Source organism: Paraburkholderia sp. J8-2, from assembly GCF_905220195.1.
Lineage (GTDB): Bacteria > Pseudomonadota > Gammaproteobacteria > Burkholderiales > Burkholderiaceae > Paraburkholderia.
The window spans coordinates 258,198-282,849 of the sequence record NZ_CAJMZA010000008.1 but is presented as its reverse complement, the minus strand read 5'-3'; the positions used below and the strand labels follow the sequence as shown (position 1 = coordinate 282,849).

The window sequence follows — 24,652 nt, the reverse complement described above, 5'->3', positions numbered from 1 at the left end:
ACACCGAACTTCGCATAAAACGATATGGCAAGCATTTCCCTCAATAACGTACAGAAAGCCTACGCGAGCGGCAACGCGGTGATTCGCGACGCCAACCTCGAGGTCGGCAAGAACGAGTTCTGCGTGTTTCTCGGCCCGTCGGGCTGCGGCAAGTCCACGCTGCTGCGCATGATCGCCGGGCTCGAATCGATCACCGACGGTGAGCTGCGCATCGACGGCCAGCGGATGAACGAGGTCGAACCCGCGAAGCGCAAGGTCGCGATGGTATTCCAGAACTACGCGCTCTATCCCCATATGAGCGTGTACGAGAACATGGCATTCGGTCTGCGTCAGGCGAAAATCGACAAGGCCGTGATCGACAAGAAAGTGCGCAGCGCCGCAGCGGCGCTGCAACTCGATACGTATCTCGAACGCCGCCCGGCAGCGCTCTCCGGCGGCCAGCGCCAGCGCGTGGCGATCGGGCGTGCCATTGTGCGCGAGCCGGGCGTGTTCCTGTTCGACGAACCGCTGTCGAACCTCGACGCCGCGCTGCGCGTGCAAACGCGTACCGAAATCGCGCGTCTGCACCGCGAGTTCAGCGAAGCGAGCGCCGTGTACGTGACGCACGACCAGGTCGAAGCGATGGCGCTGGCCGATCGTATCGTGCTAATGCAGGCGGGTACGCATATGGAGCGCAACGGCAGCGTTGCACAGGTGGGCGCGCCGCTCGATCTGTATCACCATCCGAAGAGCCGCTTTGTCGCGGGCTTCATCGGCTCGCCGAAGATGAACTTCTTCGCCGGCACCGTGGTGGGCGGCGACGACGGCGGCGTGGTCATCGACCTGGAAAGCGGTGAGCGCGTGCGTGCGCGCGTGGACGGCTCGCGTGCGCGCGCCGGCATGAAGGTGACGCTCGGCGTGCGCCCGGAACACTTGCGCGTGGCTGTTGATCCGCGCAATGAACAAACGTTGGCGAGCCGCGTGAAGCTGGTTGAGCACATGGGCGAGCACAGCTATATCCACGCGACGCAAACGGGCCCGGCTGCGGTGACGCTGATCGCCAAGGTGCCCGGTGACAGCCCGTTGACGCACGATGAAGCAGTCAACCTGGCGCTGCCCCCCGAGGCTTGCCACGTTTTCGACGATCACGATATGGCGCTGCGACGTCTGATCTGAGCGGAGCGCGGCTTTTGCCGCGCGGCTGCGCAACGCCAATTTCAAAAGCACAACTAAGCAGACGGTGAGGAAAAAAGCCGTCTGGTGCAATACCAGGGAGTCAATCGATGTCGCTTGAACACACCACTGAGGTTGCGGTTTATCGCCGCGCCGATGCGCCGACCGAGCAACGCGTGGCCGATCTGCTCGCGCGCATGACGCTCGACGAAAAAATCGCCCAGCTTCACGCCGCGTGGCTGAAGCTGTCCGCCGACGGCGACCACAAGGCGCGCTCGATCGATTTCGCGCAAAGCGCGAACAGCCTCACGGTGGACCAGATTCTGGCGCATGGTCTTGGCCAGATCACGCGCCCGCTCGGCACGCACACGGTCGATCCGAAGGAAGGCGTGCGCGCGCTCAACGAGCTGCAGCGCAAGATGGTCGAAGACACGCGCCTGGGCATTCCCGTTATGTCGCATGAGGAGTGCCTCGTGGGCCTGATGATCAAGGACGCCACGCTGTTTCCCTCGCCGCTGAACTACGCGGCGACGTGGAACCCGAGCCTCGTGGGCGAAGTGGGGCGCATTATCGGCGAGCAGGCGCGCTCGATCGGCTGCCACCAGGGGCTCGCGCCCGTGCTCGACGTCTCGCGCGATCCGCGCTGGGGCCGCACCGAGGAAACGCTCGGCGAAGATCCGTATCTGGTCGGCGTGCTCGCGTGTCACTACGTGAACGGTCTGCAAGGCGAGCGGCGCGATGTGCTCGCCACGCTCAAGCACTTCGTCGGCCACTCCGCGAGCGAAGGCGCGCGCAATCACGCGCCCGTGCACGTCGGCCCGCGCGAGCTGAACGATGTGTTCCTGCTGCCGTTCGAAATGGCGGTCAAGCTCGCGCACGCGGGCTCGATCATGCCGGCGTACCACGATATCGACGGCGTGCCCTGTCATGGCGACCGCGCGCTGCTGCACGATACGCTGCGCGAAAAGTGGGGCTTCGAAGGCCTCGTCGTTGCCGACTACGCTGCCGTGGATCTGCTCTACAGCCATCATGCCGTGGCGCACGACAGCGCATCGGCGGCGGCGCTCGCGTTCAATTCGGGGCTCGACGTCGAACTGCCTGGGCACGAGTGCGCTGTCCATTTGAAGGAAGCGCTCGAGCGCGGCGAGATCACGGAAGCGACGATCGACACCGCGGTTTCGCGCGTGCTGCGCACGAAATTCCAGCTTGGCCTGTTCGAGAACCCGTACGTGGACCCCGAGCGCGTGGATGTGAAGGGCACGGCGGCGGGCGATACGGCCTACCAGGTCGCGCTCGAATCGGCGGTCCTGTTGCGCAACGAAGGCGGCGTGCTGCCGTTGCGTGCCGATGGCGCCCAGAAAATCGCCGTGATCGGCCCGACTGCCGACGACCCGCTCGCGCTGCTCGCGGGCTATAGCTTCCCGGTGCACCTCATCAACTCGGGCGAGCAGTCGGTCGCTTCGATTGCCACGCCGCTCGGCGCATTGCGTGCGCTGCTCGGCGAGGCGCGCGTGCTGCATGCCAAGGGCTGCGACATCATCAAGGAGCGCCGTGCGGGCGCGCCGGTTTTCCCGGGCGATGTGTCGCTCGACCTGAGCGGCAGCGCCAACCGCGACGAATTGATCAGCCAGGAGACCGATGGCATTGCAGGCGCCGTCGAAGCCGCGCGCGCGGCGGGCGTGGCCATTGTATTCGTCGGCGATCTGGCGGGGTTGTTCCAGTCCGGCACGGTGGGCGAAGGGTCCGACACGGACAGCCTCGAACTGCCGGGCGTGCAGCTGCAATTGCTCAAGGCCGTGGTCGAGAGCGGCACGCCAACCGTCGTCGTGATGACGGGCGGCCGTCCGTACAACCTCGGTGGTCTCGAAGATCGCATCGCCGCGCAGATCATGGCGTTCGCACCCGGCGAGCGCGGCGCCGAGGCGCTGGCCGATCTGCTGGTGGGCCGCGCCAATTTCAGCGGCCGCATGCCGCTCTCGGTGCCGAAGAGCGCAGGCGCCGTGCCGTATGTGTACAACCATCGCCTCAAGAGCGCGGGCACGCCGATCGCCTACCACTTCGGAAGCCGTTATCCGTTCGGTTTCGGCCTGGGTTACGCGCCGTTCCGCTACAGCGATCTCGCGGTGGCGCAGAGCGAAGTCGCGCTTGAAGACGGCACGGTCGAACTGAGCTTCACGGTTGAAAACATCGGCGAGCGCGAAGGCACGGAGATCGTGCAGATCTACGTGCGCGATCAGCACGCGTCGGTGGCCCGGCCGGTGCGCGAGCTGAAGGCGTTTGCGCGCGTGCCGCTCGCGGCGGGCGCCTCGGCGCGCGTGCGCGTGACGCTGCCCGTCGACATGCTCAATTTCACCGACGCACGCGGCGAGCGTATTGTCGAGCCGGGCGCTTTCGATTTGATGGTGGGCAGTTCGAGCCGCGACATTCATCTGCGCGGCACGGTCACGGTTGCGGGCGACGCGGCGCGAACGCTCCCGCGCGACTGGCGCATGCTGAGCGCGGTCGAGGTCGTATCGTAAAGGCAGGACACGCAGCAGGTCAGGGTGGCGAGCTATTGATGGCTCGCCGCTCTGTTTGGGGTTCTACAAGTCAAAACTGGAATATCTGATGTCGTACGCAATCTATCCGAGCCTGGCGGACAAAACCGTCGTTATCACCGGCGGCGGCAGCGGTATCGGCGCTGCGGTTGTCGAGGCGTTCGCGCAGCAGGGCGCTCGCGTGTTCTTCCTCGACGTGGCCGAACAGGATTCGCTGGCCCTGCAGGAAACGCTTCGGCATGCGAAGCATCCGCCGCTGTTCAAGCGTTGCGATCTGCGCAGCGTCGACGCGATCGAAAGCGTGTTCGCTTCGATTGTCGAAGCGGCGGGCCCGATCGACGTGCTCGTGAACAACGCGGGCAACGACGACCGCCACGATATCGGCGAACTCACGGGGCAGTACTGGGACGAGCGTATCGCCGTGAACCTGCGCCACCAGTTCTTCTGCGCGCAGGCCGCCGCGCGGGGCATGCGCGAGGCGGGTCGCGGCGTGATCCTGAACTTCGGGTCGGTGTCGTGGCATGTGGCATTGCCGAACCTGCCGATTTACCTGACCGCGAAGGCCGGCATCGAGGGGCTCACGCGCGGTCTTGCGCGCGATCTGGGCAGCGCGGGCATTCGCGTGAACTGCATCATCCCGGGCGCCGTGAAAACGCCGCGCCAGATGAACCTGTGGCAAACGCCGGAGAGCGAGGCGAAGGTGGTGGCGGGGCAGTGTCTGCCCCTGCGCATCGAGCCCGAGCATGTCGCGCGCATGGCGTTGTTCCTCGCTTCCGACGACGCCTCGCGCTGCTCGGGCCGCGATTACTTTGTCGACTGTGGATGGTACGGAGAATGACGATGCCGGTTCCTGTGTGCGTATGGCCCATCGGCGCGGAGCTTGCCGAAGGGCCGCTGTGGCAGGCCGCGGAAGACGCGATCTATTTCGTCGATATCAAGGGCCGCCAGATTCATCGCCTCGTGGTCACGACCGGGGTGCGCACGACGTGGTACGCGCCCGACCAGGTCGGCTTTCTCGCGCCGCTCGGGGACCGGGTTTTCGTGTGCGGCATGCCCGACGGCCTGTATCGCTTCGATGCGGTGAGCGGGGAATTCGACAAGCTGGTGGACGTCGAGCCGCATTTGCCGGGCAATCGTCTGAACGACGGTTTCGCCGATGCGCAAGGACGCTTGTGGTTCGGCTCGATGGACGACGCCGAAGAATCGCCGACCGGCACGCTGTACCGCGTGGACGAAGGCGGCACGATGAGCGCACAGGACAGCGGCTATGTGATCACCAACGGCCCGGCCATGAGCCCGGACGGCCGCACGCTCTATCACAACGACACGATGCGCCGCGTTGTCTATGCGTTCGACGTCGCCGTTGACGGCACGCTGTCGCGCAAGCGCATCTTCACCGCGATTGGCGGCGAAGGCCACCCGGACGGCATGGCGGTGGACGCCGAGGGCTACGTGTGGGTCGCGCTATTCGGCGGCTGGCGTATCGACCGCTATTCTCCCGAAGGCGAACTGGTCGAGCAGGTGGCGTTTCCTTGCGCGAACATCACGAAGCTCGCGTTCGGCGGGGACGATCTGCGCACCGTGTACGCCACGACTGCGTGGAAGGGGCTCACGGCCGCCGAGCGCGAAAAGCAGCCGCAGGCGGGTGGCTTGTTCTCGTTTCACTCGCCGGTGCCGGGCCAGGCTCAGGCACGCTGCGCGGCGGCCTTCGCGCGTTAAGCTGTATTGACCGTATCGACCGTATCGATCGCATCGACCCTATAAGACTAAAGTCCGATGCCCGGGGCGTGCTGCAGTGTTAGGCTCCGAGAGCACACGCCATGGTCCCGGACCGGCGCAACAAGCGTGGCACCTGATCGTTTCAAGGGGACTACCATGCTCTATCGATCGAATACGTGCATGTCGTTCGCGCGCAGCCTTGCGCTCTGCGTCGCGGCCATTGGCGTTTATGCCGCCACGGCACCCATCTGCCTGGCCGCCGACACTCAGGCCTCCGCCGCTTCGGAAGCCATGCCAGCCGGGGCATCCGTCGATACGGAAAGCGGCACGATCAGTCTGATCGATCGGAAGAATGCGCTGATCGTCGTGACCGTGCCGGGGCGCGACGACCTGAGCTTCAGTGTGAAAGAGCATCCGGACGTGCTCGATGTCGTCAAGGTCGGCGACAAGCTTACAACCCACTATCTGGAGCCGTATGTCACCGGTTTGACGCCCGCCAACGGCGTGGCGATCACGCGCCTGAACCACACCGCAAAAATTACGCAGCACTCCTCCGGCGCCGACAACGAAAACTTCCAGGTGCTCCGCGTCTTTAGCGGCGTGGCGCAAGTCACAGCCGTCGACCGCAAGCTCAACCTCCTGACCATCGTGGACAAGTCGGGCACTGCGCGCTCCATTCGGGTGAGCCGCCCCGATCTCGTCGAGGTGATGCAGACCCTCAAGCACCATAGCCACGTGAAGATCACGTACGAATCCGAGATGACCGTCACCGTCGCCCGTTAGCGGCATCGTCGCGCGCAGTCGATAACTTTTTTTTAGTGGACCGATCCGTTTTCGTTTGCCCATCCGTCTTTAGCATGCCGGTTGCAGTGTGCACCGGCTTCGGCGAGAACAGGAGGGCGCGATGGAGACGATGCAGAATCAAACGGTGCTGATTACCGGAGGCAACCGGGGATTGGGTCTTGCCATGGTGGCGGCGTCTTTTTGCGCGCTATGTACTGGACCGGGCGCCCTTGCGAGCGATCTAGTCCGACCCTAAAATTCTGGCAGCGCGTTGCTTCAATGCATCGTGCCTGGTCTGATGTAAATCGTATGATGCTCACGCCAATTTCCCCCATTGGTTGCTAGCTCAACCAAAACCCCTCACCCACCGCATTCCTAAAGTTTTCCTTACAGCCTGCCGTTATCGCAGTTGGGCGGCGGCGCCCGTTGCTTTCGCACGGCCGTACGACGCGGACTTGACAGGGCGCGAGGGGCGAAAACGTCTGGCGCGCGGTACGACCGACGGTGACGCATGTGAGCTCCCGCAACGAAATCTACTCTTTGCCGCGTGGCAAGCTGGCCCGTTGGTTGACCGAGCCCGGACAGGACACGCCGCACGAAATCCGTGTCGCCCTTGTCGGCACCTTGTTCGGAACCCTGCCGATCTTCTTCGGCGGCGTGTCCAATACCGTGGCCGTGGCGTGGCTCCTGGCACGCCGCCATGGAACGCTTCCGTTCAAGTTCTGGCTCATCGCCGAGATCGTCGTCTGTATGGTGCGGCTTGCCATTCTTACCCTTTCGCGCCGCCGCGCGAGGGAGGGCAAGAGCACGCCCACCGACGTCTATATTCTCCTCGCGCCGTTGTGGGGCGCGACCGTGGGCTACGGCGCGCTCGTCAGCGCCATGAGCCGGGACTGGGTATCCGCCACGCTCGCCTTCCTTTCCGCCGCCGCCATGGTGGGCGGCATCTGCTTCCGCAATTTCGCGGCGCCGCGGCTCGTGGCGGTCATGATCTGCCTTTCGCTCGGCCCGTGCTGCATCGGCGCGCTGCTGGGCGGCGAGCCGGTGCTCCTGCTCTCGCTCCTGCAAATTCCCTTCTATCTGTTCGCCATGAGCGCCGCCGCGCGGCACCTGAACGCCATGCTCATCTCGACGATGAAGGCCGAACGGGAAAACAGCCATCGCGCGCGCCACGATGCCCTCACGGGGCTGCTGAACCGCGACGGCCTCTTCAGCGCGGCGGGACCGGCGAGCGCGACGCCCCTCAAGGCGGGCATGACGGTGTTCTTCGTCGATCTCGACGGCTTCAAGCTGGTCAACGACGCGCATGGCCACAAGGCCGGCGACATGCTGCTCGTGCAGGTCGCGAGCCGCCTGCGCATGCTGGCCAGCGCGGGCGCATGGGTGGCCCGCATGGGCGGCGACGAATTCGTGATCGTCGATCCTCAGGCGGACCGGGCGCCGCGCGAAAGGGCGAGCCTCGTGACCGAAGCGATCGAGCGGCCCTTCGAACTGGCGCCCGGGCTCCTGGTGAGCGTTGGGGCGAGCGTCGGCTTCACGACGGTCGCGGCGAACGAGCTGGACGTCGATCTGGTTCTGCGCCGCGCCGATCTTGCGATGTACGCCGTCAAGCGCGAAAAGGCGCCGGGCGAACCGGTCCCGGCGGTTGAAAGACCCGCATGAACGCGTCGCGCGCGCCAGGTTCGCGAGGTGCGATGGCGAGGGCGTCGATATCGCCCGGCTCGAAGCCCTCTGCCACGCGTTGGCCGCCCAGGGGCCGCCACGACCCCGTGCTTCTTGAGCGCCTTTTGTCTTGCTCGCTTCGTGCGCTCGCATCATGACAGCGCCGTGCTCGACCCCGATGGCACATCGAGTGGACCGAATCAGTTCATCGCGCGCGTGGGTGTGCAAACGCGGATCTAAACTCAAACTAATCGACGCCTAACTTTTCCCCGGAAAAATATCGTTTATTTTTCCGGGACTGAAATGACATCATCTCCGCCCCGCAAGCCTGTGGGCGGCACGCCGCGTCACATTCCGTTCATAACCCTTTTGCCGACCCCGCCAATTGTCGGGCCGCACGCGTTTCTTTTTTTGATGTTAATTTAAACGCCATTCCCGATTGGCCATTTAAACGGCGATTTTCCCCATTTTTTGGTGTGAAATTGCCGAACAATGGCTTTTATTATTCGCCCCACTCAAAACAGTCATCGAAACATGAACGACCGTTCTCCCAATCTTGCGCCCGCGCCGCTTCAAGAGACGACACTGCGCCAGTGGTTGTCCGTCTTTGCCGTGGCAATCAGCGCATTCGCGTTCGTGACGTCCGAGTTCCTGCCGGTTGGTTTGCTCACCGAAATCGCCCGCGAGCTTGGCGTGACGCCGGGCACCGCTGGCCTCATGGTGACCACGCCGGGCGTGATGGCCGCGATTTTCGCGCCGGGCCTCATGATGTTTGCGGGGCGCATGGATCGGCGCCACGTATTTTTGTTGCTCACGGCCATGCTGCTCGCGTCCGATATCGTCTGCGCACTTTCGACGAATTTCGCGCTCATGCTCGTGGGCCGCGCGATGCTCGGCGCGGCGCTCGGCGGCTTCTGGACGCTCGCAACGGCCGCAGCGGGGCGCCTCGTGCACACGAGCGACGCCGCGCGCGCAACGGCCATCATCCTCACCGGCGTGACCTGCGCAACGGTGATCGGCGTGCCGCTCGGCACCTTTATCGCCGGGCTTGCCTCGTGGCGCATGTCGTTTTTCGTGACAGGCGGTCTTGTCGCGCTGGCGCTGATCGCTCAGGCATTGCTGGTGCCGTCGCTGCCTTCGGCTGCCGCATTGCGTCTTGCCGATTTCGTCATGCTGTTGCGCCGCCCGCATGTGCGCCTGAGCATGCTGATGGTCGCGCTCGTGTTCGGCGCGCATTTTTCGACGTACACGTTCATTGCGCCGCTGCTTCAGCAAGACTTTACGATGAGCGCGATCACGCTGCTGCTGCTCGCATTCGGCGTGATCGGCTTTTTCTCGAACGCGTTGACTTCGGCTTTCGTCGCCACGCGTTTGAAGTTCGCCGTGGCGACGATGACGGCGCTGCTGTTGTGTGCGCTCTCGGCGATGATCCTGCTCGACCACGTACGCGTTGGCGAGATCGCGGCGATGCTGATGTGGGGTGTGGCGTTCGGCGCGATTCCGCTGTGCTTTTCCGTGTGGATTCAGCGTGGCACAGCCGATCAGGCCGAAGCGGGGTCGGCCATGTTCGTGAGCGTGATCCAGGTGGCGATCGCGCTTGGCTCGTCGGTGGGCGGCGCGATCGTGGACCGTGCCGGCATTCGCGCCGATCTGGTGCTCGGCTGCGCGCTCGCGGTGTTCGGCCTCGTGACGTTGCAGCGGCTTGCGGCAATGGAGCGGCCCGCGCGTGTCGCAGCGCTCGACCGCGAATGCAGCCCTTCCCTCGACTGAAACGAGTCGAGTGAGCGAAGGCGGCGAGCCATCGCGCTCGCCGTGCCATGACGTGCCACGGCGCGCCAAACGCGCACGCCCGTTCTGTGTCTGCGCAAAAATACTCAATGCTATTGGATCACGTTAGCGCAGCGCGCTGCGCCAACGTTTGCGAACGAGCGTGAACGTTCGTCCGTAACAGCTCGCCGGTCAGCGCGTGCCGCGCTCGAGTACAGGTTTCCTCAAGTGATGCCCGATTTTGGCCGATATGCAATCTGGTTCCCCTGCGTCAAGGGTTTGTGTGCCTGGTTTGCGACTCCCGAACTGAAAGCGAGCGTTACGTGCACGGATTCAAGTTTGCCTGGCTGCTGTCCGGTTTGATCGGCATGCTCCTGCTCCTGGGTTGCGATCAGCAGAACAGCGCCCAGAGCAGCAAGGCCGCGCCGGCACGGACCACCATCACCGCATTGATCTGGGCGCCGGACTGGCCGCAGGAAATGCTCCAGATCGCCGCCGAGTTCGACAAACTCAATCCGGACGTGCACGTGAACGTGCAGTTCATGGTCGGCAATTCGGTCGAGGAGAACATCAAGCCACGCGTGGCGGCCGGCACGCTGCCGGACCTCGTCAGCATTAATCCGAACGCCTATGCGGCCGAGCTGGCCGACCAGGGCGTGCTCGCCGATGTCCGCGAGAGCGCCGCATGGAAGCACATGCTCGATCCGCTCAAGTCCGACTGGACCAGCCGCGACGGCAAGGGATTCGGCATTTCGGGCGGTGTGGCGACGACGATGATCTATTACAACCGCGCCATGTTCGCCAAGGCCGGTATCGATACGCTGCCCGCGAATTTCGATGAGTTCCTGGCGGTATGCGCCAAGCTCAAGCAGGCGGGAATGATTCCGGTGATGTGGAGCGGCGGCTTTCCGAACATGCTCGGCAACGGGCCATTTGCATCTGGCTTCGCCAACAATGTGGTCGCGCACGAGCCGCATTGGAAAGAGAAGATGGCGGACGGCACGCTGAACCTCGACACGCCGCAGGTGGCCGATATCTTCGCGAGGATCGCCCTGATTCCCGAGCGCGGTTACGCGCAGCCGTCGTTCATGACGACGGGCTACGACGAGGGCATTCGCCTGTTCAAGGAAGGCAAGGTGGCGATGGCGTTTCAGGGCAGCTGGGCCGCCGGCCTCATGCTCAATGGAAACGATTTCTCCGTGGGCGTGTTCGTGCCGCCATGGAACGCGCGCGGTGAACGCGTTGTGCCGGTGTTCGGCAGCGAAACGGGTTTTGCCGTTTGCGAAACGCCCAACAAGGCTGCGGCCATGCGTTTTCTGGAATTCATCGCCGGCAAGGGATTCCCGATTCTACAGAGGAAACGCCACAACGTTTCGCCGTTTCAGCAAGGCATGGGCACCGTGGTCAGCGACGTGGAGATCGTCGAGTACACGAATGCGGTCAGCCGCTATCCGGTCACGGCGAGCCCCTATTATTCGTCGCTTCCTTCCAACACGATTGAGCTGGTGCATAAATTGATGCAGGATGTGCTGCTCAGGAAAATCACGCCCAGGCAGGCTGCGCAGCGCCTGGACCTCTCGGTCAAGACTGAAGCGAAGATGCACTACAAATGAATTCGATCTCCGCGTCGCTGCGACGCGCTTTCGATTACCTCTGCCAGGATTTGCTTCGACGCGTCGAGATTCGCTATCGGCTGATTGCCGCTTTCATTCTGTTGGCGCTGTTGCCCATTATCATTTCGGGCTGCATTTCCTATGTGAAGTCGGTTGCGGCGATCAAGGAAAACGCGGAGATCTTTTCGAAAGAGGTGGTGCGGCAGGTTTCCAGAAATGTCGAGCTGCGCATGCAGCAGATCGAATCGGAAAGCAATCTTCTCGTGCTTTCGGATCGCGTTCAGGGCGCACTGGCGAGAGCGGCAAGCGGCGGCGCCAGAGAGCAGAGCGAGGCGCGCGAGGACATGACGCGTTTGCTGCTGGAGCACTACGGGTCGGTCGATTTCATCAATCAAAAGTATTTGCTCGACCAGAAAGACCAGATTCTGGATACCCAGGCTTTTGCGCAGTTGACTACCGGAGTGACGGCGCTCGTCGGCCTCGCGCAAGAGTCGCAGGAACGCACCTACTGGGGCAGCTACGACGATGGGGTGGGGCAGCAAAACCTGGGGATGGTGCGCGCCATCTACAACAAGAGCGACAACACGAAGATCGGCAGTCTGGTTCTGGTCGTTCGCCCCGAATACTTTTCGACGATCTTCAACGACGTTGCGGCAGGCAGCGGGACTGAGATCTACGTATTCGACGCGAGCGACAACAAAATCATCGTAGTCCCGAATCATGCGGCGTCGCCCAATCCGGGCGCCACGCCCGAGCCCGGCCTGATCGCGGATATCGTCCGCCATCGCCTATCGGGCGAAACGAGCCGGTTCGTCAATTTCGCCGCGCAACACGGCGGTCATTATCTTGCCGCTTACGCCCGAATTCCCGGCACGAGCTGGTTCGTGGTCAGCACGATTGCCGAACAGAGTCTCACTGCGGAGGCGCAGGCCGTACGCAACCAGATCGTGGTGGTCGGTATTTCCGGGTTTCTGCTTTCCATTTTTCTTGCCTGGTTTATTTCAATCAGTATTTCGGCGCCGTTGCAGGACCTGGTGCGCCGGATGCACGACACGGGCGAGGATGCCGGCGCCGTCGAGGACGAAGGCGCGCAGGAGGCGGCTTCGGCCGGAGGGCCGGACGAACTGGCCCGGCTGGCGCAGCGCTTTGAGCGCATGCGTGCGGCAATCAGGCAGAAGATTCAGAAGATCAACGAAATCAATGCGACGCTCGAGCAGACGGTCGTCGACCGAACGGCGGAACTCGTCGCCCGCGAACGGGAGGCGCGCACGCTGATCGATAACTCGCCCGATACGATCACGCGATATGACCGCGAGCTGCGCCGCACGTTTGCCAATCCGGCCTTTTGCACCTCGGCGGGATGCGATCTCGCCAGCGTGCTCGGCAAGCGGCCTTCGGAGCTTCCCGGCGGCGCGAATGCGCTGGTCTACGAACGGAAGATTGCCGATGTCATCGCGACGGGAAAAAGCGCGCAGTTCGAACTGAGGTGGGCGGGAAAGGACGGGCAGGAGCAATGTACCCACATTCGCATTACGCCTGAGATCGACCGTTCCGGGCATGTCAGTTCCGTGCTCGCGGTGGGGCGTGACCTCTCCGACCGGATGGCGTTCGAGGCCACCATCTGGAAACAGGCCAATTTCGATGCACTGACGGGGCTTCCGAACCGGCAGCTCTTTCACGACCGTCTGACCGAGGAGGCGGCGCTCGCGAGCCGTTCGGGAAGGCGCGTGGCCTTGATGCTGATCGACCTCGATCGCTTCAAGGAAGTGAACGACTCGCTGGGCCACGATCGCGGCGACGTGCTGCTGATCGAAGCCGGGCGCCGCATTAGCGCGTGCGTGCGCAATCTGGACACCGTCGCGCGACTGGGCGGCGACGAGTTCACGGTGATCCTGCCCGATCTGGAAGACATGGAGGCGGTCGAACAGACCGTGCGCAGCATCAATCGCAAACTGACCGAGCCATTCAAGCTCGGCGCGGACGAGGTCTACATTTCGGCGAGCATTGGCGTGACCGTCTTCCCCGACGACACCGTCGAACTCGATGCACTGTTCAAGAATGCCGACCAGGCCATGTATGCGGCCAAGAACGCTGGACGCAATCGCTTCAGCTACTTCACGCCCGACATGCAACTGGAGGCGCAAACGCGCCTGCGCCTGACCAGCGACCTGCGTGCCGCGCTTCCTCGCAATCAGCTTCGGCTGCTCTATCAGCCGGTTGTTGACCTTGCAACGGGACAAGTGCGCAAAGCGGAGGCGCTGATACGCTGGCTGCATCCCGAGCGGGGCATGATCAGCCCGCTGGAATTCATTCCGCTCGCGGAAGATACCGGCCTCATCATTCCGATCGGCGACTGGGTGTTCAGGCAAGCCGTGCAACAGGCGCGGCTCTGGCGCGAGCACTATGATCCGTCGTTCCAGATCAGCGTGAACATGTCGCCGGTGCAGGTCCGCCAGGACAGCATGGTTGGCGCGCGGTGGCATGACTACCTCAATCGCGAGGGCGTGCCGGGACAAAGCGTGGTGGTGGAAATTACCGAGGGTCTGTTGCTGCAGGCTGAATCGAATATCGACGAGCGGCTGCTGGATTTCCGTCTTGCGGGCATCGGCCTTTCGATCGACGACTTCGGCACCGGCTATTCCTCGCTTGCCTATCTCAAGCGCTTCGATATCGATTACCTGAAAATCGATCGTTCGTTTGTCCAGAACCTGAGCGTGGACGAAAACAACCAGGTGCTATGCGAGGCGATGGTGGTGCTTGCACACAAACTCGGCATTCAGGTCATCGCCGAAGGCGTGGAAACGGTCGAGCAACGGGATTTTCTCAAGACCATGGGCTGCGATTTCGCGCAGGGCTATTTGTATTCCAGGCCTGTCGCGCCAGAGCAGTTCGAACAGCTGGTCTGGCCGGTGGTCGCGGAAGGGGCGCCTGGCGAGCAGGCGCGAAGCGATAGCTAACGAAGGTATGCGGTAGCTTCGGTTCTGGCATGTCGAGATAAAAAGTAAGCGACCCGAAATAACCAGCCGGCATATAAATCGACGCGTTCAGGTGTACTGTACGAAGACGTACGGAACACGAATGTTTTTTCGCTCAGTCTACGGTCTGCATTGACGTGTGCCTGTATACACCGAGCAGGCTGCGCGAGGGACCCCAATGAACGCGCTGAACGATGAACGGCAGCTTGATGAATTTGCGCAGGTAGACGTGCAGGGTGCGCAAGCGCTCGCCCAGTTGATGGACGACGACGGCGTGGGTGTGCTCTACGACATCGTGCCACCCGCAATTCTCGCAAAGCTTCGCAATGGCGTAACCGAATTGGTCGAGCAGAACGGCGCCCGATACTTCGGCTTTAACGGAGCGCCATGGATAAGCGGCACCTGTCTTGCCCCGCTTTTCGAAGATGCGGGGCTGCACGCGTTATTGCGCCAGCTGTATGTGCGCAAGATGGGGACGCCGCCGCCCAGCGACGCGATTTTCCCGGTCATGCGGGTGCTTTCGGGAGAGCAAGGAATCCGTCACTCGAACAATTTCCACTACGACTCGTATGCCGTGTCGATCTTGCTGCCGGTTCTGATTCCGAATGACCCCGGCGAGCGGGCAGGCCACCTCGTGATGTTCCCGAATCTACGCAATGCGCGGCGCTCTGTGATCGCCAATATCGTTGAGAAGGCAATCGTGGAAAAGCTGCTTGAAAAGATCTGGCGCTTGCCGCGGGTTCAGAAATGGCTTTCGGCGAAAGTCGTGACGTTGCAGCCGGGTAATCTTTACTTCATCTGGGGTTTGCGCTCGTTGCACGCGAATCAGGCCTGCGCGCCCTCCAGCATTCGGTGCACAGTGCTGTTTCACTTCGGCGACCCGCACGAAGGCAGTGTATTCAAAGGGCTCAGCCACCGGCTGCACGCCATGAAGCTGCGGCGCATGGCGCGCGATTGACCTCGCGCGCCGCCGCCACGTTTACTGCGCGAGCCAGCCGCCGTCCACCTTGAGTTCGGCGCCGCGCATCTCGTTCGCCGCCTCCGAGCACAGAAACGCCGCTACGCCGCCAATCTGCTCGACCGTCGCAAAGCTTCCAGACGGTTGCTTTTCGCCGAGCAGTTTCAGCGTGGCGTCTTCGGCGGAAATCGCCTCGCGGTGGGCCAGATCGTCGATCTGCTTCTGCACGAGCGGGGTGAGCACCCAGCCCGGACAGATGGCATTGACGGTCACGCCGCTGCGCGCCGTCTCCAGTGCGGCGACCTTGGTGAGCCCGATCACGCCGTGCTTGGCCGCGACGTAGGCCGACTTGCCGACCGAGCCCACCAGCCCGTGTACCGAAGCGATATTGATCACGCGTCCCCAACCCGCCGCGCGCATGATGGGAAGCGCCGCACGCGTCGCGTGAAATGTCGCGCTCAAATTGATCGCGATGATCTGATCCCAGCGCTCAACCGGGAAGTTCTCGATCGATTCGACGTACTGAATGCCCGCGTTGTTGACAAGAATATCGAGGCCGCCGAACGTGCTCGCCGCAAAAGCCACGAGGGTTTCGATTTCGGCAGGGCGGCTCATGTCCGCGTTGTGATGTGCTGCGCGCACGCCGGTTGCTTCGATCTGCGCAAGTGCGGGCGCGGGGTCGCCGAAACCGTTCAGGACGATATTGGCGCCAGCGCGGGCCAGCGCCGTCGCAATGCCGAGACCGATGCCGCTGGTCGATCCGGTGACGACGGCCGTTTTTCCGGCGAGGGAGAGCGTGTCGGGGAGGTGCATGAGGAAGCCTCGAATGAGTGCCGGTTAGACGATGCCGGTCAGATAGAACACGGCAATGACGAAGAACACCGCGAGCGTCTTGATGATGGTCACCGCGAAAATGTCGCGATACGACTCGCGGTGCGTGAGGCCCGTGACCGCGAGCAGCGTGATGACCGCGCCGTTGTGCGGCAGCGTATCCATGCCGCCGCTCGCCATGGCCACCACGCGGTGGAGCACTTCCATGGGAATATGCATGGCCTGAGCGGTCTTGATGAAGGTGTCCGACATGGCGGCGAGCGCAATGCTCATGCCACCCGAGGCGGAGCCTGTGATACCCGCGAGCGCGGAAACCGACACGGCCGCATTCACGAGCGGATTCGGAATCGCTTTGAGCGCATTGCCGATCACGATAAAACCGGGCAACGCCGAGATCACGCCGCCGAAGCCGTACTCCGACGCCGTGTTCAGCGTGGCAAGCAGCGCGCCGCCCACAGCGGTTTTCGTGCCGCTCGCGAAGCGTTCCTTCACGCGGCCAAACGCCGTGACGATAACGAGCAGAATGCCGAGCAGCAGTGCGCCCTGAACGGCCCAGATGGCCACGACGCTTTTAACGGGCACTGTAACGGGTGCGTGAATGCCGGGCAGCACGTCCGGCGCGACGGTGAAGCTGTCGCCGTACCACTGCGGAATCCACTTCGTCAGCAGGAAGTTGGCGACGCCAACGAGCACGAGCGGCGCAATGGCCAGCGCCGGATGCGGCAGATTGCCCGTTTCGACGCGTTCCGGTTCGTTCACGAGCGACGTGCCATAGCCTTCGCCCTTCGCCATGGCGCTGCGGCGGCGCCATTCGAGGTAGGTGAGACCGACCACGATGATAAAGACCGAGCCGATCACGCCGAGCCACGGTGCGGCCCACGCGGTCGTCTTGAAGAACGTGGTGGGGATGATGTTCTGGATCTGCGGCGTACCGGGCAGTGAATCCATCGTGAACGTGAAAGCGCCGAGCGCGATGGCGCCGGGCATCAGGCGCTTGGGAATGTTGCTCTGGCGATAGAGTTCGGCCGCGAACGGATACACGGCGAACACCACGACGAAGAGCGAGACGCCGCCATACGTGAGCAGCGCGCAGACCGCGACGATCACCGCATTGGCGCGCGAACGGCCAATGTAGCGGATCGCGGCGGCCACGATGGCTTCGGAGAAGCCGGATAGTTCGATGACCTTACCAAATACCGCGCCAAGCAGGAACACAGGGAAGTAGAGCTTGACGAAGCCGACCAGCTTTTCCATGAAGATGCCCGAGAAAACCGGTGCGACGGCGGCGGGATCGATCAGCAGGACGGCGCCTAGCGCGGCGATGGGCGCAAAGAGAATGACGCTGTAGCCGCGGTAGGCGACCAGCATCAGGAACGCCAAAGCGGCGATCACAATCACAAAGGACATCTTGTCTCCAGTTCGTTTATTCGTGCAGGTCTGTTTGTTGTTTGCGCGCGCCGTAGCCGGCGCGACCGCGCTATAGAGCACGATATGTGCCAGCGGCCGGGGAGCCTTGCGCGCAGCGGCGCGTCAGGGGGCAGCACACGTACGGGATGTACGGGGAGAAGGTTGCAACGGCTACGTGTCTCGAAACTGAGACGGCTTTGGCGGCGAAGCGCGCCGCCGCCCGCACTCCCTCGCGTAGAGCGCCGGATTGTCGGAGTGCGCGAGAATCTCAGTTCTGAGATAATGCGTCCCGAAAATGAGAATCCACGGGCCGCAAGGGACCATCAGCGGCCACAAGCGGCCACAAGCGGCCAGGACCGAAGAAAAGAACCGAATGGAAATCGAAACGACCGCGCTGCTGGCCGACTACGACCACGTGCGCAAACTGGCGATGCAATCGCTCTTTCAATCGCTCGACAAGTTCAGCGAAGGCACCGTGATCGTCGATCGCAACGCGCGCGTGGTGTGGATCAACCGGCACTACGCGGCGCGCTTCGGCTTTGACGATCCCGCGGCGGTGATCGGTCTCGATTGCGAAAGCGTCATTCCGAACAGCATGATGCGCGACGTCGTGAAGGGGGGCGAGCCCATTCTGCTCGACATTCTCGAAACCGATAAAGATCCGATCGTCGTTACGCGTTTGCCGATCAAGGACGACAACGGCGAAACGATCGGCGCAGTCGGCTTCGTGCTGTTCAACGAACTCAAGGGACTGTCGCCGCTTTTCAGCCAGTACGCGCGGCTGCGCGCCGAACTGATCAGCACGCGCCAGTCGCTTGCGCAGGTGCGTCGCGCGAAGTACAGCTTTTCAAGCCTGATCGGCACCAGCGCCGCAAGCCTCGAAGTGAAGCGTCAGGCACGCCGGGCCGCGCGTCTCGCCTCACCGGTGCTCCTGCTCGGCGAAACGGGCACGGGCAAGGAACTGCTTGCGCACGCCATACACGGCGCGTCCGGACGCGCGGATGGGCCGCTTGTGACGGTGAACGTCGCGGCGATTCCCGACACGCTGCTGGAACTGGAATTCTTCGGCGCGGAGGCGGGCGCGTACACGGGAGCGGAGCGCAAGGGGCGTATCGGCAAGTTCGAACTGGCCCAGGGCGGCACGCTCTTTCTCGACGAGATCGGCGACATGCCGCTCGCGCTGCAGGGGAAATTGCTGCGGGTTTTGCAGGAGCAGGAGTTCGAACCGCTCGGGTCGAATCGCATCGTGCGTACCGACGTGCGCATCATTGCGGCGACGTCGGCCGATTTGCCCGCGCTCGTGGCGCAGGGCCGCTTTCGCGCGGACCTTTATTACCGGCTCAACGTGCTGATGATTCGCGTGCCGCCGCTGCGCGAGCGCCTGGCGGACATCGAGGCAATGGCCTACTCGATTCTCGACAAGCTGGCGGTGGAAAGCGGCGCAGGGCATCTCGAACTCGACAACGACGCGCTGGCGGTGCTGTGCGCGTATGGCTGGCCGGGCAACGTGCGTGAATTGCGCAATACGCTCGAGCGCGCGGTGCTGTTATCGGATAGCGAGCGTATCGATGCGCGCTCGCTCGCGCGTTTCATTGGCGACGGGCGCGGGCAGCGCGACGGGAACGAGGCGCGCGACGCGGCGGCGGATTTGCGCGATCGGCCCGACCACACCAGTGCGCAGCCGTGCCAGCAGTACGACGACGCGATGCGCGATTTCGAGCGCCGCTTTCTGACCGATGCGTTGCGTGCGGCAGGCGGCCAAGTGGCGAAAGCCGCCGCACAGACCGGGATGGCGCGCGCCACGCTGTATCGGCGTATTGGTGCGCTCGGTATCGAAGTTTGATGCTGTTCGTCGAAACTTACGTGGCAATCAAGCTGCGCAACGCGTGCTGCGCAGGGCCTTCCGGTTCGCGTGCCAGATAATCAAGTGTCCTGAATAACCTTCTTTGGCCCGTTATCATCAGGGTTTACCCCGATCAATTTATGCAATGCGCACGCCGTAATACTTGATTCTTACATCGAGGCGGACCCGTTGGAGATGAGAACGCTAACGTTTGCGCACAAACTACGGGTAGGCGGCGCTTCTGTGTCCACTTCTTGGGGCAATTGCGCTCGCATCACGCTCGCCGCTTTAATCGGCGTCCTCGCGGGATGCGGAAATGCCATTTCCGACTCAGACGTCCAGTTCGTCACGGCCGCAATGCCAACGCAGTTCGAGGCGTTCCGCATGTACGGCGCAGTCCCCGTTCGCGACGGCTCAAACGGTTTGTCCTCTCATGGTCCAGCCAGGCTCCAGCAGGGCTGCGAAGCGGTCATTCATTCGCCACGGGGCGCTTATCGCGAGTCGGTGGTCCTGGATGGCGGATCGGCAGAGTACTTCGAACTCGATGTTTCTCGCACGCCCGACGGATGGGTCGTGACAACCGACGGCCTTGCCGAACCGAGCAGCAATTCGGTGGGGCTTCGCACCCAGTTCACGAACTGCCTGACTGCCATTAAAGACAAGCTTCGGGCACAGCCAGACAAGGTACAGTGAGTCACGGCATCTAGTTTCTTCCTGACGTGAGCACGCAGGACCATTAACGGCGAACAGAGAGTCCGCAACGAATCGCCGCACTTGCCGACATGGCACCAGCTCGCGCGCGTGAGCATCCCCTCGGACATCGAGCGCAGCCTTGCGTTCATCAGGTGTTACGCTACCCGTGGAATTGATGGGACATGTGGACGGTGCGCCTTGAGGCATCTACACGGCCTGCACGCAATGACACCGTTGTCTCTCATGGAGCATACGGCCCTTCGAGGTGAATGCTCAGGTCAGATGGAGCGCAATGGCATGCACGTTGAAATCACCCTTGATCTGCTTGCGGCCTTGGCCCTCGGTGCGCTGATTGGCCTGGAGCGGCAGTGGCGGCAACGTTTCACAGGCATTGCCACCCACGCACTTGTGGCGCTGGGCGCAGCGACGTTCACGACGCTACCTTTTCTCCTTGGCGTCGAGGATCAAGTGGTGCGGATGGCCGCGCCGGTCGTGACCGGCATTGGTTTCCTGGGAGGGGGCGTCATCATACGCGACGGTCTGAGCGTGCGCGGACTAAGCACGGCAGCGACAGTCTGGGGCACGGGTGCAGTGGGCGTGATCGCCGGCAGTGGATTTCTCTCCACTGCTCTCATTGCCACTTTGCTGATCATTCTCTGCAACCTGGCGCTGCCACCGCTCGCACGCCTGATCTACCGTCATGCTCCTGTTGAACCCAGCAGCGAGCGCTACTACATCATCGAAGCGGTCACACAGTCGCAACAGGAAGCCCTGATCCGGGCCACGTTGCTGCAGCGTCTGGATGCCAACGGACTCTCGCTGCAGAGCCTGGAAAGCCACGCACTCAAGACCGGCGGGCAGGTCGAGGTCAACGCCGTCGTATTCGCGTCCCGGCAACAGGATAGCCAGCTGGAGGTGCTGGTCGGCGAACTGGCGCTTGCGCCCTATGTCTCGGCGGTTAGCTGGTCGGTAAGCGACGGGCCGCAATGATAAAAGTCGCGCATTGGAGGCGCGCTCCCAGGTCATCGGTCGGTCACGGGCGCGCCAGAACCTACTCCGAATAGAAACCCGAACCTACCAGACCGGGCACTCCGTCAATCTTGACTGCCTTCACATAGGTCCACTTATGCGATGGCTGAGTCTGCCCCGGCCGTAGAAACATGTAGTCGACCCAGCCCGACCCTGTCGTTTCAGCCGTCCGGATCATGGCGTCATGAAACAGCTTGCCGTTAGCGTCTTTCTGGCCGTGGACGTTCGTCCCCTCACGGGATGGGAAGGCGGGGTTCAGCAAGACATTCGCGTTCAGATCATAGACAAATAGATAGGTATCCTCATGGAACCACTCACTGCCTTTCACTCTAAACCCGGAAAACGCGGCTTTGCCTTTTTGGTCTATCAACGCGGCGGCTTTGTCGACCAACGCTTCAGTTTGTTTCGCTGCTTCGGACGGCGGAGGAACTGACTGAGCATATGCAGGTAACGTGGAGCAGAGCAATCCTGCCAGTAGCAGGATGCCGACGAAGAGGGCATTGCCAGTCATCGCACGATCTCTAACCATCATTTTCTCCTCGCGCTGAAGTGCTGGGTCTGTGCCGCCTCGGCGCGTGTCTGTGGGCGAGAAGCACCCACCTGCATGCAAAAGACTAGTCCAGGCAGCGGTCACCCGCCGAGAATCCTTCTCCCTATGGCATTGGACCCTTAATAATCAGGGACATAGTCTTCCGCGCATCCGGTTATACCCTGGGTCTATTTCACCCGCGGGAGGACTCTGGTATAACTGCGCTCCCAAGCTGATTACGTTTTAGCACGGCAAAAAACCGCGGATGCGGGAAGCCGTCGAAAGGGAGTGCAATGGCGCGCGTAGTGGTGGTGGGCAGCATCAACATGGACATGGTCGTCACGACCGACACGTTTCCCCGGCTCGGCGAAACGCTGTTCGGCACGCATTTTTCGACGCATCCGGGCGGCAAGGGCGCGAATCAGGCGGTTGCGGCGGCGCGCCTGGGCGCCGAGGTCACGATGATCGGCTGTGTGGGCGCAGACGCCTTCGGCGGCGAAATGAAAGCGACGCTCGCGCGCGAAGGCGTCGATATCGCCCACGTGAGCACGGGTCGCGAAGCGACCGGCATTGCATCGATCACGCTATCGGGCGGCGACAACGCGATCATCGTCGTGCCCGGCGCGAACCACGAGCTTTCGCCCGAAGACATCGACCGCGCAAGCGCGGCGATTGCACAGGCCGACGTCGTGCTCGCGCAACTCGAAGTGCCGTACGCAACGGTGCTGCACGCCGCGCGGTGCGCCCGCGAACACGGCAAGCCCTTCTTTCTCAATCCCGCACCCGCAGTCGAACTGAGCAGCGAACTGCTCGAGTTGACCTCGCTGCTCACGCCAAACGAGCATGAACTCGCGACCGCGCTGCAAACGCCAGAAGGCGCGTGGGCCGAGGTCATCGCGCGCTCGCCCGTGCGCATTGCCATGACGCACGGTAAAGATGGCGCGTATTACGCCAACCCCGACGCCAACCCCGACGCCAATGGCGCGCTCGTGCATCAGCCGGGCTTCGCGGTCGATGCTGTCGATACGACTGGCGCGGGCGACACCTTCAACGGCGCGCTGGCGGCGTTCTGGCATCTCGGCATGGGCGAGGCCGTGCGGCGCGCAAACGCTGCGGGCGCGCTTTCCGTGACGCGCGCCGGTGCGCAAGGCGGCATGCCCACGCTCGCCGAGCTCGAAGCCTTCCTGAACACGCAAGCCTGAGATTCGCAGTGAAAAAACACGGACATCTGAATCGTGACATCGCACGCGTGCTGGCCCGCATGGGCCACACGGACAGCCTCGTGATCGCCGACTGCGGGCTGCCGGTACCCGACGGCGTGGAATGCATCGACGTCTCGCTCGCGGCTGGCGTGCCCGACTTCTTCGCCGTGCTCGACAGCGTGCTCGCCGACTTCAAGGCCGAGCGCGCCGTGTTCGCGAGCGAGGCGCACACGCACAACGCAGCCGTGGTGGCGCGCTGCCGCGACATGGCGGCCGCGCACATCGCCGTGGAAAACGTGCCGCACGAAGAGTTCAAGCGCCGCTGCCGCGAGGCGAAAGCGGTGATCCGCACCGGCGAGTGCAGCCCCTATGCGAATGTGATCCTGCATTCGGGCGTGATCTTCTGAGAGGTCCAGGATGCAAGTGATGATGCAGGGGATCGGCAAGGCGTTCGGTCCGGTTCGGGTGCTCGAAGGCGTCGATTTCCGCATCGAGGCAGGCGAGATCCACGCACTGATGGGCGAGAACGGCGCAGGTAAATCGACGCTCATGAAGATTCTGAGCGGCGTGCATCAGGCCGACGCGGGCGAGATCCTCGTCGATGGGCGCGCGCTGCAAATCCGCAGCACGGTCGAGGCCGAACGCGCGGGCATTGCCATCATTCACCAGGAATTGAACCTCATCCCGCAACTGACGGTGATGGAGAATCTGTTCCTGGGCCGCGAGCCGAGCCGCTTCGGCATGGTCGATACCGCGACCATGCGCAAAGAGGCGCGCAAGTGGCTCGACAAGGTCGGCGCGCAGCGTATCGACCCGCAGACGGAGGCGGGGCGCCTCTCGATCGGCCAGCAGCAGCTCGTGGAAATTGCCAAGGCGCTTTCGCTGAACGCACAAGTGCTCGTGATGGACGAGCCCACCGCCGCGCTCACGAACCGCGAGATCGAAACGCTGTTCGAGATCATGCAGTCGCTGAAGGCGAGCGGTGTGGCGATCGTCTACGTCTCGCACCGCATGGAGGAGATCTTCCGCGTGTGCGACAAGATCAGCGTGTTGCGCGACGGGCATTTCGTCGGCGAGCGCGCGATTCGTGAGACGGATTTCGACGAGATCGTGCGGCTCATGGTGGGCCGCGAGATTGGCGAGCGTTTCCCGAAACGCAGCCATGCGCCGGGCGAGGTGCGCTTGCGCGTGGCCGGTCTTGCGGACGAAGGCCATATCGAAGGCATTACGTTCGAGGTGCGCGCGGGCGAGGTGCTCGGTATCGCCGGTCTCATGGGCGCGGGCCGCAGCGAGATTCTGCGCACGCTGTTCGGCGCGAACCGCAAAACCGCCGGCACGGTGACGCTGGACGGCAAGGCGCTCGACGTGCGCGACGCGTCCAGCGCGATTGCGGCGGGTATCGGCTTCGTCACGGAAGACCGCAAGCGTCAGGGGCTCGTGCTCGGCATGTCGGTGCGGGAAAACGCGACGCTCGTGCATCTGGACCAGTACGCCACGCTAGGCTTCGTGAACGAGCGCGCGGAACGCAGCGCTGTCGACGGCCTCATCAAGCAGTTGCGCGTGCGCACGCGCGACGCGGAACTCGACGTCAAGGCGCTGTCGGGCGGCAACCAGCAGAAGGTCGTGTTCGCGAAGTGGCTCGCGCAGCCGCCGAAAGTGCTGCTGCTCGACGAGCCCACGCGCGGCGTGGACGTGGGCGGCAAGGCCGAGATCTACACGATCATCAATCAGCTTGCGCAGCAGGGCGTTGCCATTGTCATGGTGTCGTCCGAACTGCCCGAAGTGCTGGCCATGAGCGACCGCATTCTCGTCATGCACCAGGGGCGCCAGAACGGCATCTTCGAGGCGGCCACGGCTAACCAGGAACTGATCATGACGGCCGCGGCCGGCGGCCAGGTGGGCGCGGCGCACGCCGTCGCCGTTTGAGCGCTGGCGCTTACCCATTCATTGCA

Annotated in this window: 19 protein-coding genes; 16 read left to right on the top strand and 3 right to left on the bottom strand. The window is 63.1% G+C overall.

Annotated features, from left to right (window positions below):
• Window positions 1–24 precede the first annotated feature (24 nt).
• The 10 genes from U5A52_RS20400 (at window position 25) to U5A52_RS20355 (ending at window position 15,166) form a co-directional block, all read left to right on the top strand.
• Complete coding sequence (locus U5A52_RS20400) at window positions 25–1,155, top strand: sn-glycerol-3-phosphate ABC transporter ATP-binding protein UgpC (RefSeq protein ID WP_321911271.1); 1,131 nt, start codon at window positions 25–27, stop codon at window positions 1,153–1,155.
• A 107-nt stretch (window positions 1,156–1,262) separates the two neighbouring features.
• A complete protein-coding gene (locus U5A52_RS20395; protein WP_321936021.1) occupies window positions 1,263–3,671 on the top strand; it encodes a glycoside hydrolase family 3 N-terminal domain-containing protein in 2,409 nt (802 codons plus the stop codon).
• A gap of 88 nt (window positions 3,672–3,759) precedes the next feature.
• Entirely contained in the window at window positions 3,760–4,527 is a 768-nt protein-coding gene (locus U5A52_RS20390; RefSeq protein ID WP_321911268.1) for an SDR family oxidoreductase, read from the top strand.
• On the top strand, window positions 4,524–5,408 hold the full coding sequence (locus tag U5A52_RS20385; RefSeq protein WP_321936020.1) for an SMP-30/gluconolactonase/LRE family protein: 885 nt from the start codon (window positions 4,524–4,526) through the stop codon (window positions 5,406–5,408). The genes U5A52_RS20390 and U5A52_RS20385 overlap by 4 nt, the downstream gene beginning before the upstream one ends.
• 180 nt (window positions 5,409–5,588) lie before the next feature.
• Window positions 5,589–6,191: a hypothetical protein gene (locus U5A52_RS20380; RefSeq protein ID WP_321911265.1), complete on the top strand. Its 603-nt coding sequence runs from the start codon at window positions 5,589–5,591 to the stop codon at window positions 6,189–6,191.
• A gap of 513 nt (window positions 6,192–6,704) precedes the next feature.
• Window positions 6,705–7,853 (top strand): GGDEF domain-containing protein, encoded by a 1,149-nt coding sequence (locus U5A52_RS20375; protein WP_321911263.1) that lies wholly within the window; start codon window positions 6,705–6,707, stop codon window positions 7,851–7,853.
• A 534-nt stretch (window positions 7,854–8,387) separates the two neighbouring features.
• Window positions 8,388–9,623 (top strand): MFS transporter, encoded by a 1,236-nt coding sequence (locus U5A52_RS20370; protein ID WP_321911262.1) that lies wholly within the window; start codon window positions 8,388–8,390, stop codon window positions 9,621–9,623.
• A 365-nt stretch (window positions 9,624–9,988) separates the two neighbouring features.
• The gene (locus U5A52_RS20365; protein ID WP_321936034.1) at window positions 9,989–11,233 is read left to right on the top strand and encodes an ABC transporter substrate-binding protein; all 1,245 of its coding nucleotides are present in this window, start codon (window positions 9,989–9,991) and stop codon (window positions 11,231–11,233) included.
• Window positions 11,230–14,190, top strand: a complete 2,961-nt coding sequence (locus U5A52_RS20360) for an EAL domain-containing protein (protein WP_321936019.1) — start codon at window positions 11,230–11,232, stop codon at window positions 14,188–14,190. The genes U5A52_RS20365 and U5A52_RS20360 overlap by 4 nt, the downstream gene beginning before the upstream one ends.
• A 196-nt stretch (window positions 14,191–14,386) precedes the next feature.
• The gene (locus U5A52_RS20355) at window positions 14,387–15,166 is read left to right on the top strand and encodes a hypothetical protein (protein ID WP_321936018.1); all 780 of its coding nucleotides are present in this window, start codon (window positions 14,387–14,389) and stop codon (window positions 15,164–15,166) included.
• Window positions 15,167–15,187: 21 nt separating this feature from the next.
• Here the strand turns inward: U5A52_RS20355 and U5A52_RS20350 are convergent, their stop codons facing one another.
• Both U5A52_RS20350 and U5A52_RS20345 read right to left on the bottom strand, forming a co-directional pair.
• Window positions 15,188–15,979, bottom strand: a complete 792-nt coding sequence (locus U5A52_RS20350; protein ID WP_321936017.1) for a 3-hydroxybutyrate dehydrogenase — start codon at window positions 15,977–15,979, stop codon at window positions 15,188–15,190.
• Window positions 15,980–16,003: 24 nt separating this feature from the next.
• Window positions 16,004–17,404, bottom strand: a complete 1,401-nt coding sequence (locus U5A52_RS20345; protein WP_321911255.1) for a GntP family permease — start codon at window positions 17,402–17,404, stop codon at window positions 16,004–16,006.
• 373 nt (window positions 17,405–17,777) lie between these two features.
• Between U5A52_RS20345 and U5A52_RS20340 the strand changes: the two genes are divergently transcribed.
• From U5A52_RS20340 to U5A52_RS20330, 3 genes are all read left to right on the top strand, one after another.
• On the top strand, window positions 17,778–19,247 hold the full coding sequence (locus tag U5A52_RS20340) for a sigma-54 interaction domain-containing protein (RefSeq protein ID WP_321936016.1): 1,470 nt from the start codon (window positions 17,778–17,780) through the stop codon (window positions 19,245–19,247).
• Window positions 19,248–19,490: 243 nt separating this feature from the next.
• Window positions 19,491–19,940, top strand: a complete 450-nt coding sequence (locus tag U5A52_RS20335; RefSeq protein ID WP_321911253.1) for a hypothetical protein — start codon at window positions 19,491–19,493, stop codon at window positions 19,938–19,940.
• 297 nt (window positions 19,941–20,237) lie between these two features.
• A complete protein-coding gene (locus tag U5A52_RS20330) occupies window positions 20,238–20,930 on the top strand; it encodes an MgtC/SapB family protein (protein WP_321936015.1) in 693 nt (230 codons plus the stop codon).
• A 61-nt stretch (window positions 20,931–20,991) separates the two neighbouring features.
• On the opposite strand, the gene U5A52_RS20325 is transcribed toward U5A52_RS20330, so the two are convergent.
• Entirely contained in the window at window positions 20,992–21,480 is a 489-nt protein-coding gene (locus U5A52_RS20325) for a cache domain-containing protein (RefSeq protein WP_321911248.1), read from the bottom strand.
• Between the two features lie 311 nt (window positions 21,481–21,791).
• Between U5A52_RS20325 and rbsK the strand changes: the two genes are divergently transcribed.
• The 3 genes from rbsK to U5A52_RS20310 are packed head-to-tail and all read left to right on the top strand — an operon-like array spanning window position 21,792 to window position 24,626.
• Complete coding sequence (rbsK, locus tag U5A52_RS20320) at window positions 21,792–22,700, top strand: ribokinase (protein ID WP_321911247.1); 909 nt, start codon at window positions 21,792–21,794, stop codon at window positions 22,698–22,700.
• Window positions 22,701–22,708: 8 nt separating this feature from the next.
• On the top strand, window positions 22,709–23,107 hold the full coding sequence (gene rbsD, locus U5A52_RS20315; RefSeq protein WP_321911245.1) for a D-ribose pyranase: 399 nt from the start codon (window positions 22,709–22,711) through the stop codon (window positions 23,105–23,107).
• A gap of 10 nt (window positions 23,108–23,117) precedes the next feature.
• Entirely contained in the window at window positions 23,118–24,626 is a 1,509-nt protein-coding gene (locus tag U5A52_RS20310; RefSeq protein ID WP_321936014.1) for a sugar ABC transporter ATP-binding protein, read from the top strand.
• Window positions 24,627–24,652: the final 26 nt, after the last annotated feature.